We start from the raw sequence: 12,562 nt of genomic DNA on the forward strand, positions 1-12,562 counted from the left end.
GCTAGACCGTCCTCAGTTCGATCTCGTAGCCCATGCGCTCGCCGGCGTGCTTGAAGATCTGCACGGCGTTGAGCTTGAGGGTGTCGTCGAGGACGGAGTCGAGGATGAGAACGCGCCTGGGCTCCATGTCGGCGATGACCTCGAGTGCCTTGATAGTGAGGCCTCGGGACATGCAGCAGACGAGCTCGTCGCACGCGACGGACCAGATGGGATAGCCAGCGGCGTCGGATTTCTCAACGGGTAGCGTGAGCTCGAGGCCCCATCTGAGCATCATCTCGAAAACGATATCAAGTTCAGTGCGGTCAGGTTTAACCACATCAAGCATAAGCTGACCAGGCTCAGGTCGTTCAATACCAGAATCGTCAAGCTCGAACACACGAAAGCCAATGTCGGGAAGCCGCTTGGATTCCTCACCAAGCTTGAGTTGACGGTTGGATTCCTCGAGTTCGGTTTTGATTTTGTCGCCTGCGCGGCGGATGCGTTCCTCGGCGATGGTGCAAATGGAATGTTCTTCTCCAAATGAATCACATAGAGCGATTGCGTTCTCGATGACCTGCTTAGAACTCTGTTTCGAGGCGGAATTCAAACGGCTGTCCAGGTTCTCAGGCAGCTGAACAAGAATGAACTTGCGCTTACCGCCGTTTTGAGAATTTCTCATCATTACGGAATGTGCGGTAGTCGCAGATCCAGAGAAGAAATCCATGACCATGGAGTCGTCTGCGTCAACGTAAGACAACAGCTCGGCAATTACATCTTCGTCCTTAGGGTTATCAAAAACTTTGTCGCCCATAAGGGAGGCTAGCCGCTTTGAGGCCGCACGACCATCCTTATAGATAACGCTATAGGGCGCCTCAGTTTCTGTGTCCTTTAAGTAACGCTTGTAGCAAGGCACTTTAGTCTCGTCAGGACCAAATTCGACGAGATCCTGATCTATAATTTCCTGCATTCTCTCGGGAGTTCCAAAGAGCCATCCTCTTGAAGGAATAGCAACAGGCCTGTGGGTCAGAGGGTGAAGCACCTCGTACTTCGGTCCGCCTCCGCCCGGCCAGGAAATGTTATCCGCAAAATAAACTCCTTTTTCATCAATTGAAGAATAGTGTTTATGTGCCTTTGCGGGGTCATCATCGGAAAGCGACTTATACCAAGCCCTCAGCTCTGCCGTCATCCTTGCATAATCAGCGCCGTATGCAGCCTTAAGCTCGTCAGCCTTAGCGTAAATGGCGTCCAAGCCTTGCTTTTTCTTTCTCCATTTAATTGAGTGCTCTTTGAAGTAGTCGATCGATTTGACATAGCAGATTACGTATTCATGAGAAACCGAGATGTATTTAGAGTCGTTCTTACGGCCGCCAGACCAAATGATCTGAGCAATGAAGTTACCAGGACCCATCACTTCATCAGCGATTTCTCTAAGATTGCTTACTTCAGCCTCATCGATGCTCATAAAAAGGACACCGTTGTCTGCGAGCAACTCCCTTGCCAATCGAAGCCTGGGGTACATCATTGAGCACCAGTCGGAGTGGAAGCGCCCATTGGTGTCCGCATTTGACTGGCCTACAAGACCGGCCTGCTCTTTATAGTTGCCAACAGAATCACCGAATCTGTCTTTATAGACAAAGTCATGACCGGTGTTGTATGGGGGGTCGATATAAACGATGTTGACCTTGCCATGGTAGCCACGCTGCAGCAGCTTCAGCACCTCGAGGTTGTCGCCCTCGATATAGATGTTGTCGGAGTCAAAGGAGCCATCCTCGCCATCACGGCTGCGGCTCTTCTCTACGCAGGGGCGCAATGTGGCGGTGCTTACGGTCTGCGATTGGCGGATGGCATCGGCCTTGCCGGGCCACGTGAAGGCGTAGCGCTCCTGGCCCTCGTCGACCTTGTCGCCAAGCTCCAGCCTCAGTTTGTCGAAGTCGATTCCGCCTTCAGTGAATACCTCCGGCATTAGTTCCTTGAGCTTGTTCAGGCGGTCGTCTACCAGGTTTTCCGATTCGAGGTCCACCTTCTCGATGTCAGCCATTGCAGATCTCCTTTATCTCATCGGCGACCGCCCTCAGGCGCCGCTCCTCTTCCTTCATTTTCATCCTCAGCTTCGCGGAGTCATTGAGCGTTATGTCCTTCGACCGCCGCTGCTCCTTCAGCCGCTTGACGGAGGCTCCCAACTCATCGTAGCGCGACGTGAGGACAATCAGCTTCTCCCGATCTTTGGCGGGGCAGCTGGGGTAGAACCCCAGGCCGCCGATTGCACGGGACAGCGTCACGGCGCGCGACAGGTCGAGCAGGTACTCCCAGAGATCGTCCTGCGGGAGCCGCCCGAAGGCCAGCGCGCCCAGGAAGTCCGCATATTCCGGGCGGCCCGGGTCGAAGGCGCCCGTCGCCTCGATTCGGTCGACGACCGTCGCGCCCTGCTCGGCCTGGCTTCTCCGCGTGAGGGCGACCGACACGCACGCGCAACCGCTCGCCTCGATCAGAAGCACCGTTGGGTTCGGGAAGCACTTGTGCACAAGTTCCGCCACCTCCGCCACCGCCATGGTCCCGGCTGCCATCTCGCAGCGAAGGAAGACAATGCTCTGCACATTGCGATCGTCATCCTCGTACGGCGGGATGCGCGTCGTGGATTTCTGGACCGTGGCGAAGTGCTCTAGGCGCGCGACCTTGTCGAGCCTTTTCTGCTCGGTCTTGGTGAGCATAGCCTGCTTCACAAGAACCGTCTTGGGGATACGGCGGCATCCGGCGAGCGCCGCGTCGGGCAGGCGCAGGACGCCGTTCCAGTCGACGCCACTCATCGCAGCACCACGAAACATACCAGTGAGTAGTCATTGAAGCCCATGACGGTGCCGCTGCCGACCTCGCCCAGGCTGAACAGGCTCTCGATCCCCTTGTCCTGCTGCGTCCCCGTGATGGCCGCCACCACGTCGTCGAGCAGGTCGGTGTAGACGCCCATCCTCGTCCCGTCGCGGGTCTCGCGGTTGAACTCGCGGCACAGCTCGGCGATGGGCTCGGGATGCCCAGAACAGACGGCGCGCATGATGTCGAGCGCTGGCTTGGGCTGCGTGTGCTTCGTCATGACCTCGCCGTCGGCCGACACGTACACCACGTAGTACGGAAAGACGGGGTTCGTGTCCCTGGGGTCGTTTCCCTCGTCGTTCTGCTTGAGGCAGAAAACCACCCCCGGCTTCACGTCGCCGCGAAGATCGCCGGGGATGGGGGCCACGGCGTGCAGTCCCGCCGGCGAGTTCTCCAGCGCGCCGGGATGCTCCTTGGCGTAGCGCTGGAGCTCCACGCGGAAGTCGTCGAAGGCGAAGTCCGTGATGGAGATGCCGCCCGAGATGTCCTCGAGGTCGAGTACCTCGCTTTTGAGCTGCTGGAGCTGCCGGCGGCGGTACTTGAGGTCGTTCATCTCGCCGTTGCTCTTGGCCTCCAGCACGTTCTCCTCGCCGGTGGCCGACGCGTCTAGCAGCGCCATGCGCCCCTTCACGCGTCCCTCGAGCTGGATGTACTCGTCGAGCGCGATGTCCGGCCAGAAGTTGACCAGCTGGATTTGCTCGTTTCTCGAGCCAAGGCGGTCGATGCGCCCGAAGCGCTGGATGATGCGCACGGGGTTCCAGTGGATGTCGTAGTTCACCAGGCAGTCGCAGTCCTGCAGGTTCTGGCCCTCGGAGATGCAGTCGGTGGCGAAGACGACGTCGATCTCGCCGAGCTCCCTCTGATTCTCCGGCAGCTCCTTGGAGACGGGAGAGAACCTTGCGAGGATGTTCTCGAAGGTGGTCCTGGGGAGCTTCAGCGAGTAGGTCCGGTTGGAGCTGCCCGCAACCTCGGCGCACTCGATGCCGAGCTCGCGCTTCAACCAGGGCGCCAGCTGCTCGAAGAGGTAGGCCGTCGTGTCGGCGAACGCGCTGAACACCAGCACCTTGCGGTTGCCGGGGTTGTACGGCTCGCTGACCTTGCCCGCGATGAAGTCCCGCAGCTTCACGAGCTTGGCGTCGCGCTCGGGGGTCACCGCGTCGGCGTAGGCGAGCAGGGCCCGGAGCACCTGGATGTCGAAGTCGAGGTCCTGACCCAGGCGCAGGGCGTCGACATCTCGCAGGTCGACGCGCACCTTTCCGCCGGCCTCGAACTCCTCGGCATCGTCGTCGTCGAACCCGTCCTCGAGGCCCTCGGTGCCGTAGGCGACCCCCGACGCGTCGTTATCGAGCCTTGAGCGCAGGTCGACGCAGCCGTCGAGGATGCGGCGCAGCGTGATGCGGAAGCTGTTCACGGAGGACTCCATGCGCTTGAGGACGTTGATTCGCATGAGGTTGGCCACCGCCGTCGTGCGATGGACCTGGCTCTCGAAGTCCTTACCCCACGTGTCCCCGTAGCGGTCCTCGTACTTGCGGCGCTGGTCGGCGCGCACGTAGGAGAGCACCTGGTACTGGGCGAACGTGAGCTGGGCGATCATGTCGTTGAGCTCGGCGATCGGCGGCAGCTCGCCTTCTAGGTCGATGGGCGTCTGGAACGACAGGGGCGGCCGGCGCGCCGGGAAGGTCCCGCTCGCGGCGCCATAGTACTTCGTGATGTGCTTGCGGCTGCGCGCGATGGTCAGCACGTCGAGCAGCTTGAAGTAGTCGGCGTTCACCGCGTTCACGAAACTCTCGGTCGTGCGCTCGGAGTCGGAGAGCTTGCTCCACTCGTTGAACCTCTGCTGGGCGACTCGCGTCACGTGGGTGATCGACGGGATGCCATCGGTGTCGGCGAGGTACGCGTCGTCTCCCTCGGTGATGAGCTCGATCTGGTTTCGTAAGTCGAGCAGGCGGTTGTTCACCGGGGTGGCCGAGAGCATTAGCACCTTCGTGCGCTGGCCTGACTTGATGACGTCCTCGATGAGGCGCGTGTAGCGGTCGGTCTTGTCCGCGTCGGTGCTCTTGTTCCTGAAGTTGTGGCTCTCGTCGATGACGAGGAGGTCGAAGTGACCCCAGCGCAGGTGCTCGAGGTCCACCTCGCCGCTCATGCCGTGGTAGCGCGACAGGTCGGTGTGGTTGAGCACCGTGTAGCTGAAGCGGTCGTCGGCCAGCGGGTTGCGGTCGTCGTTGTCCTGGGTCCACAGGGTCCAGTTGTCCCGCAGGCGCTTGGGGCACAGCACGAGGATGCGGTCGTTGCGCTCCTGGTAGTACTTCATGACGGCGAGCGCCTCGTAGGTCTTGCCCAGGCCCACCGAGTCGGCGATGATGCAGCCCTTGTACTTCTCCAGCTTGCGGATGGCGCCCACGACGGCGTCCTTCTGGAAGTCGTAGAGCTTATTCCAGACCACGGACTCCTCGAACTTGAGGCCGGGGCGGATGCCGTTGTCCTCGTCGTCCTCCATGAAGTCGCGGAACAGGTGGTAGAGCGTTAGGAAGTACACGAACTCGGGCGGATTCTCGCGGTAGAGCGTTTCGACCTGGGCGGCCACCTGCGCGGTGACCTCCTCGACCATGGCGGGGTTGTCCCAGACCGACTCGAACATCATCTTGAGGCCGATGGCCTCCGTTGCATTCTCGAAGTGGCTCACGCAGGTAACGGTTCCCGGGCGGCGCTCGTAGCCGAGGCCCTCCTGTGTGAAGTTAGCGGCGGCGCCCATGAAGGCATGGTCGTCGCCGGAGGGATTCTCCACAACGTATGTGCCGCCCGGCTGGATGGAGCCGGCAAGCTTGGCGGATTTGAAAACGCCCTTCTCGCGGATCCATTCGGCGCATTCACGGGCGAGTGCGCGTTGGTTGAGGTTGTTTCGCAACGTGAGCTCAAGCCCCGAGCCACCGACGCCGACTTCGCGTGCTCGGCGGGCGACTTCGAACTCGCGTGGCTCCTTCGAGTCTGCCATACGCTTGATGAAGGTGGGCTCGCTGAACAGGAAGCGCACCTCGTCGATTTTAGAGAGCTCCTCTTTGAGCTCCCCGTAGGCGAACACGGTGAAATAAGAGCTGATTATCGACAGCTTCGCCCCGTCGTCGATGGATTCGCCGAGGGCGTCTCCCAGGCGCTCGGCGCCGACGTTGTTTAGCGACTTCACGCCTCTATGCCCCCTTCTTCGCGAGCTCTTCGATCATGCACGTGCGCACGAAGGCGGAGAAGCTCATGCCCCGCAGGGCCGCCTCCTCCTTCGCGGCGTCGCGCAGGGTGTCGGGGATGCGAAGGGTCACGGAGACTTGGTCGCCGTTCACCAGGAAGCTCCTGATCTCGGTCTCGTCGGGATTGCTCTTGATGAGCTCCTTGTAGCTGTCGGGCATCTGCGCTCCCATCGCTCGAAATGCAATACAAATGCGTTTGCATCATTATAGCGTTGCATTGCTGGCGACTGTTGAGGCGAACGGGTGAACGGCAATATGGTCAGGCATGGAATCAAAGAGTCAGGTAGGGACAACCTGATTAACGGCGTTATCGCGGGATCGCGTGGTAGGTGTGCCCACCTACACTCCCGCAATCCCGCGGGCCGCACTCAACAGCTCATACTCCCTCTGGCTCCACTGGCGCAGTTCTGCCGCGCACACGGCGTCGCGACACAGGTCCAAAAACACCTCAGCGCCCTCGCAGAAGCACTCACGGGCAAAGGTGCCAGATCCGTCCGCAGCGCACGTGCCGTCGGCAAAGAGCTTCCAGCTGGACGGTTCGCGCGAGTCGTCTCCGAGCAGCTTGATCTGCAGCACGTGCGGATTGCCGGCAGCACAGAGCTCTTCCTCGAGTACCTGCACCGTAAAGCGCATCTGGTGGGAGAGGCTGCTCTTGACCATGGCCGAGGCATAGCCGCTCGGCTTGTCCAGAAGATGCATTCGTTTTGGCTTGGCTGCCAGATTGTGGAAGTTGCGCTCACTGCGCACGGAGAAATTGTCCATACGGACTCCTTTCATCGATGTTGGCAGGGCCACCGTGCCTCTTGGCCGGTTGGCATCGGGATCGTGGAGCCAACTCTCTACCCCGACTCTGGATAAAACGCGCCCGCTCCTTGCGGGCACGATGGAGTCTATCAGCACGCGCGGACACAAATCAAGCGTCGCCTGCGAAATGATGTGCAGACGGCGCTTGATTACGCGGCAATTATTCGGCCAACATTCGGAAAAGTGTCGAAATCATCCTTATAAAAGTACGGAAAAGTGTCGAAATCGGCACCTCAAAAGTACGGAAAAGTGTCGAATCTGACGGTCTCAACATCTGGAAAAGTGTAACTGGATAACAAAACAGCACGTAGAAGCTGGTGCTACATATGGACGCTTCAGCCGCCCTCAGCCCCCGCTACTCGTCCCCGTCGTTGGGGTCGCCCTTGAGGTTGTTGACGTCGAGGTAGTCGTTGCTCTCGTCCTCTTTTTGCTGCGTTGCCGATTCGGACTCGACGGGGCTGCGGAACAGCTGGAATCCCTCAAACGCAATGACGCCAAACAGCACCACGACGATCGCTATAAAGATAATCTTTGCTACTGGATTGAAATCCAAAAAGCGCGGCGCCTCTTCCGCGGCGTAGTAGTCGCCATAATAATCGTCGTTGTCAGTGTGGCTATCGGTGTATGAGGATGTGGGTATAGCTTGCGCATGGTCGTCCGGCTCGTATTCGGAAGCGGACGCGGCGACAAGCGGATTTACCGGCTCGCCGAGCGTCGGCGCGCCGGCAGATGTTTCGTCCAGATCGGCATCAGCCCAGGAATCGAAGGCAAACTGACGGGTCGCAAAGTCGTCGAGATCTGCAACGCGCGGTTCGGGCGCAAGATGCTGCGCCGCGGCGATAAACGATGCCGTCTCGGAAGGATCGCCTGCCGAATGGGTTTTGCCGCTCATGGGCTCGTCGGCGGTCCAGGGGCGATCGCTCATCACGTCGTCGAGGCTCAACGCAAACAGATCGTCTTCGCCCTCGTCAAACGCGCGTTTCGCATGCCTGGCGGCAGAAGCGAAGCCTCCGTGGTCGTTGCGCGATGCGTTGCTCGACCCCATCTTGTTCCATCCTTTCGAACTGTCTATTTCATCGATTATATGGAACTTGCCTTGCGGCCGAGTCTTGGATTCGTGCATTCCAGAACTCGCGCCCAAAAGGGGAGGGGCGCAGGCGCACTGACTATTTGTCGCCGGCGGCAGCCTTTGCCTCGTTGAGGTAGCTATAGAAGCTGTACTTAGAGATGCCAAAGAACTCGCAGGCACGTTCGCTCGACTTGGAAATGAGGAAGGCGCCGCGACGATCGAGGTAGCCAATGGCGCGAATGCGCTCATCTTTGGTCATAAGGGCTGCGGGCTTGCCCACGTATTGCTCGCACTCGCGCAGCAGATCTTCGAGCAAGTCGCCGATGGTTTTGGTAATGGGCTCGGGCTCGGTGTAGCCCGTGCCGTCGGTGCCGGTAAAGGCATCGAGCGAGCGCTCAAAAGCTTTCATGAGCGTAATGTCAAAGTTAATGCCCAAAATGCCGACAGGCTTGCCCTCGTCGTTGCGGATAAAGATGGTCGAGGACTTAAGCAGCTTGCCATCGGCGGTTTTGGTGAGGTATGGCTCGCGGTCGTGCACGTCGGTGGTGTCCTCGTGCATGGACTCAAACACAATATGGCTGGGACCGTCACCCAGTTTGCGCCCGCTTACATGGCCGTTTTCGATTACCACGATGGAGTGGTCCACGTCCTCGGTCTCCAGGTCGTGGACGACGACTTCGCAGTTGGGGCCAAACTGGAGCGCCAGGCCGTGTGCAAGGCGCTTATAAAACTCAATCTGTGCGGGGGTCATGGGTGCCTTCCTAAAAATTAGTTTGGGCACACTTTGCCATAAACCCCACTTGTTCGCAAATAACGAAAGTGCCGCTGCGTTATGAGCGCAACGCCGTCCGTTGGTTCCAGGCCTAAAGCCGGGTTGAGGTAAGCCATGTAAAGGGGGCGCTCTGCCAACCGGCGGGGTGCCCCCTTTTTGCATCGTGGGCGTGCGGGATAAGCGCTTTCGATGTAGATGCCCCGCGACGCGCGTTATGGGTACGATGGCTTCAGGGGAGGTATCGCCATGAAACTTGGTTGCGTCATTATGGCTTCGGGCGAGGGCAAGCGGTTTGGCTCTAACAAGATGCTTGCCGATATCTATGGCGAGCCGCTGATTGCCCGGACCATCGATTCGGTTCCCCGGGGCTTTGACGTTGTGGTTTCGACGCGTTGGCCCGAGGTTGCTCAGATTTGCGAGGACAAGCATTGCCCGTGCGCGCTGCACGAGGGCGAGCTGCGCAGCGAAAGCGTCCGTGCGGGCCTTTCGTGGGGAGTCGAACGCAACTGGAAAGGTTGCCTCTTTTTGCCGGGCGACCAGCCGCTCGTGAGTTCGGATTCTTTTGAGGCCATGGTTCGCGCGTTTGACGAGTGTGGCAGCAAGCATCCGGTACGTCTCGCGTGCAACGGTGAGCCTTCGAGCCCGGTGCTCTTTCCGGCGGAACTGTTCGATGCGCTTATGTGTCTTGAGGGCAAGGACGGCGGCGGTTCGATTCTCAAGAACCGCACCGACGTGGTGCTGGTCGAGGCGCGTGCCTACGAGCTGTGGGATGTCGACACCGCCAAGGGCCAGCGCCGCGTCTCAGAACACGTTGCGGCCTGCTACGTGCCCCGCTAGCAGGGGGTGCCGTCAGGGTAGCTAATTTGGGACGGGGCTCTTTTAGCTACCCTGCCTACCTGATGATTTTTCTCTCAACATGGGGTAGCTAAAAGAGCCCCGTCCCAAATTAGCTACCCCTGGAGGGTGGTGGCGACGACGGGGCGGCCGAGGGCAGCCTCAAAGCGGTCGGCCATCGTGGGGTCGCTGAGCGCGTCGACTTGGTTGAGTATGATGTGCGCGGTGCAGAGTCCCAGCGCCTGCATCTCGGCATTGAGCACCTGGGCGACGCGCTCGGGCGTGGCGATGTCGGTGGGCTCGCAGCCGCAACGCTCGCAAAAGAGCTCGGGGCGGTGGACGGCTTCGTTGATGGGCTTGCCGAGCCCCGAGGCGCCAACGATCCAGACGATGTTGGCCGTGCCAGAGGGAATCACCGGCTCCCAGGCGGCGTGGGCCTTGAGCGGGAGCCGCTTGCTGCCGTCCGCCTCGGCCAAGACGTAGTTAAAGCGCTGTGCTAGCTCGCCGAGCGGCTCGGCGGGGGCAGAGAGCTTGCCCGTCTCGGGGTCCAAGACACCTGCTTGGCAGATGCTTCCCCGCGCAAGGCCCGTGCAGGCCTCGCAGGTGCAACCGGGGACATGTGAGGCGCCCGGCTTCCAAGGTGCGGCGTCCAGGCGACGACTCGACCCGTCCCATGGCACGCCGGCGACGGGAAACATATGCGTGGTGGTGCAGAGGAGCACGCGGCCGCCCGCGCGCATAAGCTCAAGGCCGAGCGCCTTGAGCAAGGTCGACTTGCCACCGCTGCCGATAGTTGCGGTGATGCCCGGCTCGAGCTTGAGCGCGGAGGCAAGGTTTCCGCTCGTCGTTTCCATCTGTTCACCGCCGTATAATACTGTGATAATAAATAATCATCAGAGTAGCGGTCGAACCGCTTTTGCTCTGCTCAAACCGTAGCACAGGGAGGTGCCCCGAAAATGCTCGTTTATGTTCGCGGCGCCGGCGATATCGCCACGGGCGTCGCCGCCCGTTTGGTGCGCGCCGGCGTGTCGGTTGTCATGGCCGATATCGCGGTTCCCACGTGTATCCGTCGCACGATCAGTTTTTGCGAGGCCATTCGCCTGGGCGAGGTTCAGGTCGAGGGCATTCGCGCTCGCTTGGCGCAGACGCCGGCAGAGGCGCTTGCAATTACCCAGGCCGGAGATGTTGCCGTTGTGGTGGATCCCCAGGCCAAGATGCTCGGCAAACTTAAGCCCGCTGCTGTGGTCGACGCGATCCTGGCCAAGCGCAACTTGGGCACCACGCGCGATATGGCGCCTGTCGTCATCGCCGTAGGACCGGGCTTTACCGCGCCGGTCGATTGCGATGCCGTGGTCGAGACCATGCGCGGGCATTTCCTCGGCCGCGTCATCACCCAGGGCTCGCCCCAGCCCAATACGGGCGTGCCGGGTGTCATCGCCGGCTATGGCAGGGAGCGCGTTATCCACAGCCCCGCCGCCGGCGTGTTTAGGTCCGACCATGTGATTGGCGACATCGTGAGTGCCGGCGATGTGATCGGGTATGCGGGCGACACTCCCATGGTCACGCAGATTGACGGCTGCTTGCGCGGCCTTTTGGCCGACGGCGTTCTGGTGACCGAGGGCTTTAAATGCGCCGACGTCGACCCGCGCGGCGATGCCAGCTATATCAACTATATTTCGGACAAGGCGACGTCGGTCGGCGGCGGCGTACTCGAGGCGCTCGCCATGTTCACCGACGTTTTTAGGGGATAGGAAGCGACGATGGAAAAGCTCGATGTGGTGAATGCTGCGCTTGGCGCTCTGAAGGCCGGTAAGACGTGCGAGCTGGTGGTAGTTGCCGGCACGGCAGGGTCATCGCCGCGCGGCGTGGGCGCCTGGATGGCCGTCTTTGCCGATGGCAGCCAAGCGGGCACCATCGGCGGCGGTAAGATTGAGCTCCTTGCGCTGGACGAGGCGCGCGAGCTGTTGGCCGCAGGGCAATCGCGTCTGGTCCGCTACACCATGGGCGGCGAGAACTCCGATACCGGCATGATCTGCGGCGGAGCCATCTGCCTGTGCTATCTGCACCTGGATGTATCGCGGGCGCCGTTGTTCCAGTCGGTTGCCGACGTCTTGGCGTATCGACGCATCGGCGACTTCGTCATCGACTTTGAACCGTTTATCGCAAGCGCGCTCGAAAGCGACGCTGCCGAATACCATGGCGAGGAGTCGCGCCGCACCATTGTGGGTTGCCCCGGGCTTTCGCTGACGGAAGAGGGGAGTAAGGTCACCTACACCAACGCCGCCTCCGAGATTCCCCCGGCGCACATCGAGACGCTTTGCCCCGAGGGCCTGACCTACATCTTTGGCTGCGGTCACGTGGGCGCCGCGACGGCGCGCGTGCTCACGGCGGCGGGCTTTGCCGTCGTGGCGTGCGATGACCGCCCCGGCACGTTGACGCCCGAATGGGTACCCGGCGTCTACGACCGTCGTCTGGTCGACTACAAGAACCTGGACGAGCAATGCCCCATCGGTCCGCGCGATCTGGTAGTCGTCGCCACGGCGGGCCACAAGTCCGATATCGATGTGGTGATTCAGGCCTTGCGCGCCAAGCCCGCCTATTTGGGTTGCCTGGGTTCGCGCCGCAAGACGGCCTTTGTGCGGGCTCGCTTGGAGCAGGAGGGCTTTACGCAGGACCAGATCGACGAGCTGCACCTGCCGATCGGCGTTGCCATTCAGGCCGAGGACCCCGAAGAGATCGCCATCTCCATCGCCGCCGAGATGATCCATCTGCGTCGCACCAAGCTCGTCCCCCGCAAGCGCTAGTCGCATCCCAGGGGTAGCTAATTTGGGACGGGGCTCTTTTAGCTACCCTGCCTGCTCGATGATTTTTCTGGGACGGGGATTAAAAAAGGCTCTGTTAGACCAGGATTGACATACATGTGTCCCCACGGTGCCATATCGTTGACCCCGTAGACCGCGATGATGGGGGCAGCATGAACGCCGAAGACCTGGTCCTCAA

Annotated in this window: 11 protein-coding genes; 3 read left to right on the plus strand and 8 right to left on the minus strand. The window is 60.6% G+C overall.

The features are described from left to right. Nucleotide 1: 1 nt before the first annotated feature. From ACTNBB_RS07740 to ACTNBB_RS07770, 7 genes are all read right to left on the minus strand, one after another. Complete coding sequence (locus ACTNBB_RS07740) at nucleotides 2-2,017, minus strand: site-specific DNA-methyltransferase (protein ID WP_441057635.1); 2,016 nt, start codon at nucleotides 2,015-2,017, stop codon at nucleotides 2-4. Further along, nucleotides 2,010-2,783, minus strand: coding sequence for a DUF4391 domain-containing protein (locus ACTNBB_RS07745; RefSeq protein WP_441057638.1), 774 nt, complete (start codon nucleotides 2,781-2,783; stop codon nucleotides 2,010-2,012). The genes ACTNBB_RS07740 and ACTNBB_RS07745 overlap by 8 nt, the downstream gene beginning before the upstream one ends. Further along, nucleotides 2,780-6,025 (minus strand): helicase-related protein, encoded by a 3,246-nt coding sequence (locus ACTNBB_RS07750; protein ID WP_441057641.1) that lies wholly within the window; start codon nucleotides 6,023-6,025, stop codon nucleotides 2,780-2,782. Before ACTNBB_RS07750 ends, ACTNBB_RS07745 begins: the two co-directional genes overlap by 4 nt. A 4-nt stretch (nucleotides 6,026-6,029) precedes the next feature. After that, the gene (locus ACTNBB_RS07755) at nucleotides 6,030-6,242 is read right to left on the minus strand and encodes a YlcI/YnfO family protein (protein WP_329962082.1); all 213 of its coding nucleotides are present in this window, start codon (nucleotides 6,240-6,242) and stop codon (nucleotides 6,030-6,032) included. 180 nt (nucleotides 6,243-6,422) lie between these two features. Beyond that, complete coding sequence (locus ACTNBB_RS07760; protein WP_441057644.1) at nucleotides 6,423-6,845, minus strand: hypothetical protein; 423 nt, start codon at nucleotides 6,843-6,845, stop codon at nucleotides 6,423-6,425. Nucleotides 6,846-7,242: 397 nt separating this feature from the next. Then, complete coding sequence (locus ACTNBB_RS07765; protein WP_441057647.1) at nucleotides 7,243-7,932, minus strand: hypothetical protein; 690 nt, start codon at nucleotides 7,930-7,932, stop codon at nucleotides 7,243-7,245. A 121-nt stretch (nucleotides 7,933-8,053) separates the two neighbouring features. Next, a complete protein-coding gene (locus ACTNBB_RS07770) occupies nucleotides 8,054-8,707 on the minus strand; it encodes a helix-turn-helix transcriptional regulator (protein ID WP_427717686.1) in 654 nt (217 codons plus the stop codon). Nucleotides 8,708-8,974: 267 nt separating this feature from the next. Here ACTNBB_RS07770 and ACTNBB_RS07775 point away from each other — a divergent pair, with 267 nt between their 5' ends. After that, on the plus strand, nucleotides 8,975-9,565 hold the full coding sequence (locus ACTNBB_RS07775) for a nucleotidyltransferase family protein (RefSeq protein ID WP_441057650.1): 591 nt from the start codon (nucleotides 8,975-8,977) through the stop codon (nucleotides 9,563-9,565). A gap of 113 nt (nucleotides 9,566-9,678) precedes the next feature. Here the strand turns inward: ACTNBB_RS07775 and yqeC are convergent, their stop codons facing one another. Next, nucleotides 9,679-10,416 (minus strand): selenium cofactor biosynthesis protein YqeC, encoded by a 738-nt coding sequence (yqeC, locus tag ACTNBB_RS07780; protein WP_441057653.1) that lies wholly within the window; start codon nucleotides 10,414-10,416, stop codon nucleotides 9,679-9,681. A 102-nt stretch (nucleotides 10,417-10,518) separates the two neighbouring features. Between yqeC and yqeB the strand changes: the two genes are divergently transcribed. Continuing rightward, the gene (yqeB, locus tag ACTNBB_RS07785; RefSeq protein WP_427727163.1) at nucleotides 10,519-11,313 is read left to right on the plus strand and encodes a selenium-dependent molybdenum cofactor biosynthesis protein YqeB; all 795 of its coding nucleotides are present in this window, start codon (nucleotides 10,519-10,521) and stop codon (nucleotides 11,311-11,313) included. A 9-nt stretch (nucleotides 11,314-11,322) separates the two neighbouring features. After that, entirely contained in the window at nucleotides 11,323-12,366 is a 1,044-nt protein-coding gene (locus tag ACTNBB_RS07790) for an XdhC family protein (protein WP_441057657.1), read from the plus strand. Nucleotides 12,367-12,562 lie beyond the last annotated feature (196 nt).

This window comes from Collinsella sp. HCP28S3_B9, from assembly GCF_052066095.1.
Taxonomy (GTDB): domain Bacteria; phylum Actinomycetota; class Coriobacteriia; order Coriobacteriales; family Coriobacteriaceae; genus Collinsella.

Coding starts and splice junctions, on each gene's coding strand:
- ACTNBB_RS07775 (WP_441057650.1), top strand. CDS start 8,975: ATGAAACTTGGTTGCGTCATTATGGCTTCGGGCGAGGGCAAGCGGTTT.
- ACTNBB_RS07745 (WP_441057638.1), bottom strand. CDS start 2,783: ATGAGTGGCGTCGACTGGAACGGCGTCCTGCGCCTGCCCGACGCGGCG.
- ACTNBB_RS07740 (WP_441057635.1), bottom strand. CDS start 2,017: ATGGCTGACATCGAGAAGGTGGACCTCGAATCGGAAAACCTGGTAGAC.
- yqeC (WP_441057653.1), bottom strand. CDS start 10,416: ATGGAAACGACGAGCGGAAACCTTGCCTCCGCGCTCAAGCTCGAGCCG.
- ACTNBB_RS07790 (WP_441057657.1), top strand. CDS start 11,323: ATGGAAAAGCTCGATGTGGTGAATGCTGCGCTTGGCGCTCTGAAGGCC.
- yqeB (WP_427727163.1), top strand. CDS start 10,519: ATGCTCGTTTATGTTCGCGGCGCCGGCGATATCGCCACGGGCGTCGCC.
- ACTNBB_RS07765 (WP_441057647.1), bottom strand. CDS start 7,932: ATGGGGTCGAGCAACGCATCGCGCAACGACCACGGAGGCTTCGCTTCT.
- ACTNBB_RS07770 (WP_427717686.1), bottom strand. CDS start 8,707: ATGACCCCCGCACAGATTGAGTTTTATAAGCGCCTTGCACACGGCCTG.
- ACTNBB_RS07760 (WP_441057644.1), bottom strand. CDS start 6,845: ATGGACAATTTCTCCGTGCGCAGTGAGCGCAACTTCCACAATCTGGCA.
- ACTNBB_RS07755 (WP_329962082.1), bottom strand. CDS start 6,242: ATGCCCGACAGCTACAAGGAGCTCATCAAGAGCAATCCCGACGAGACC.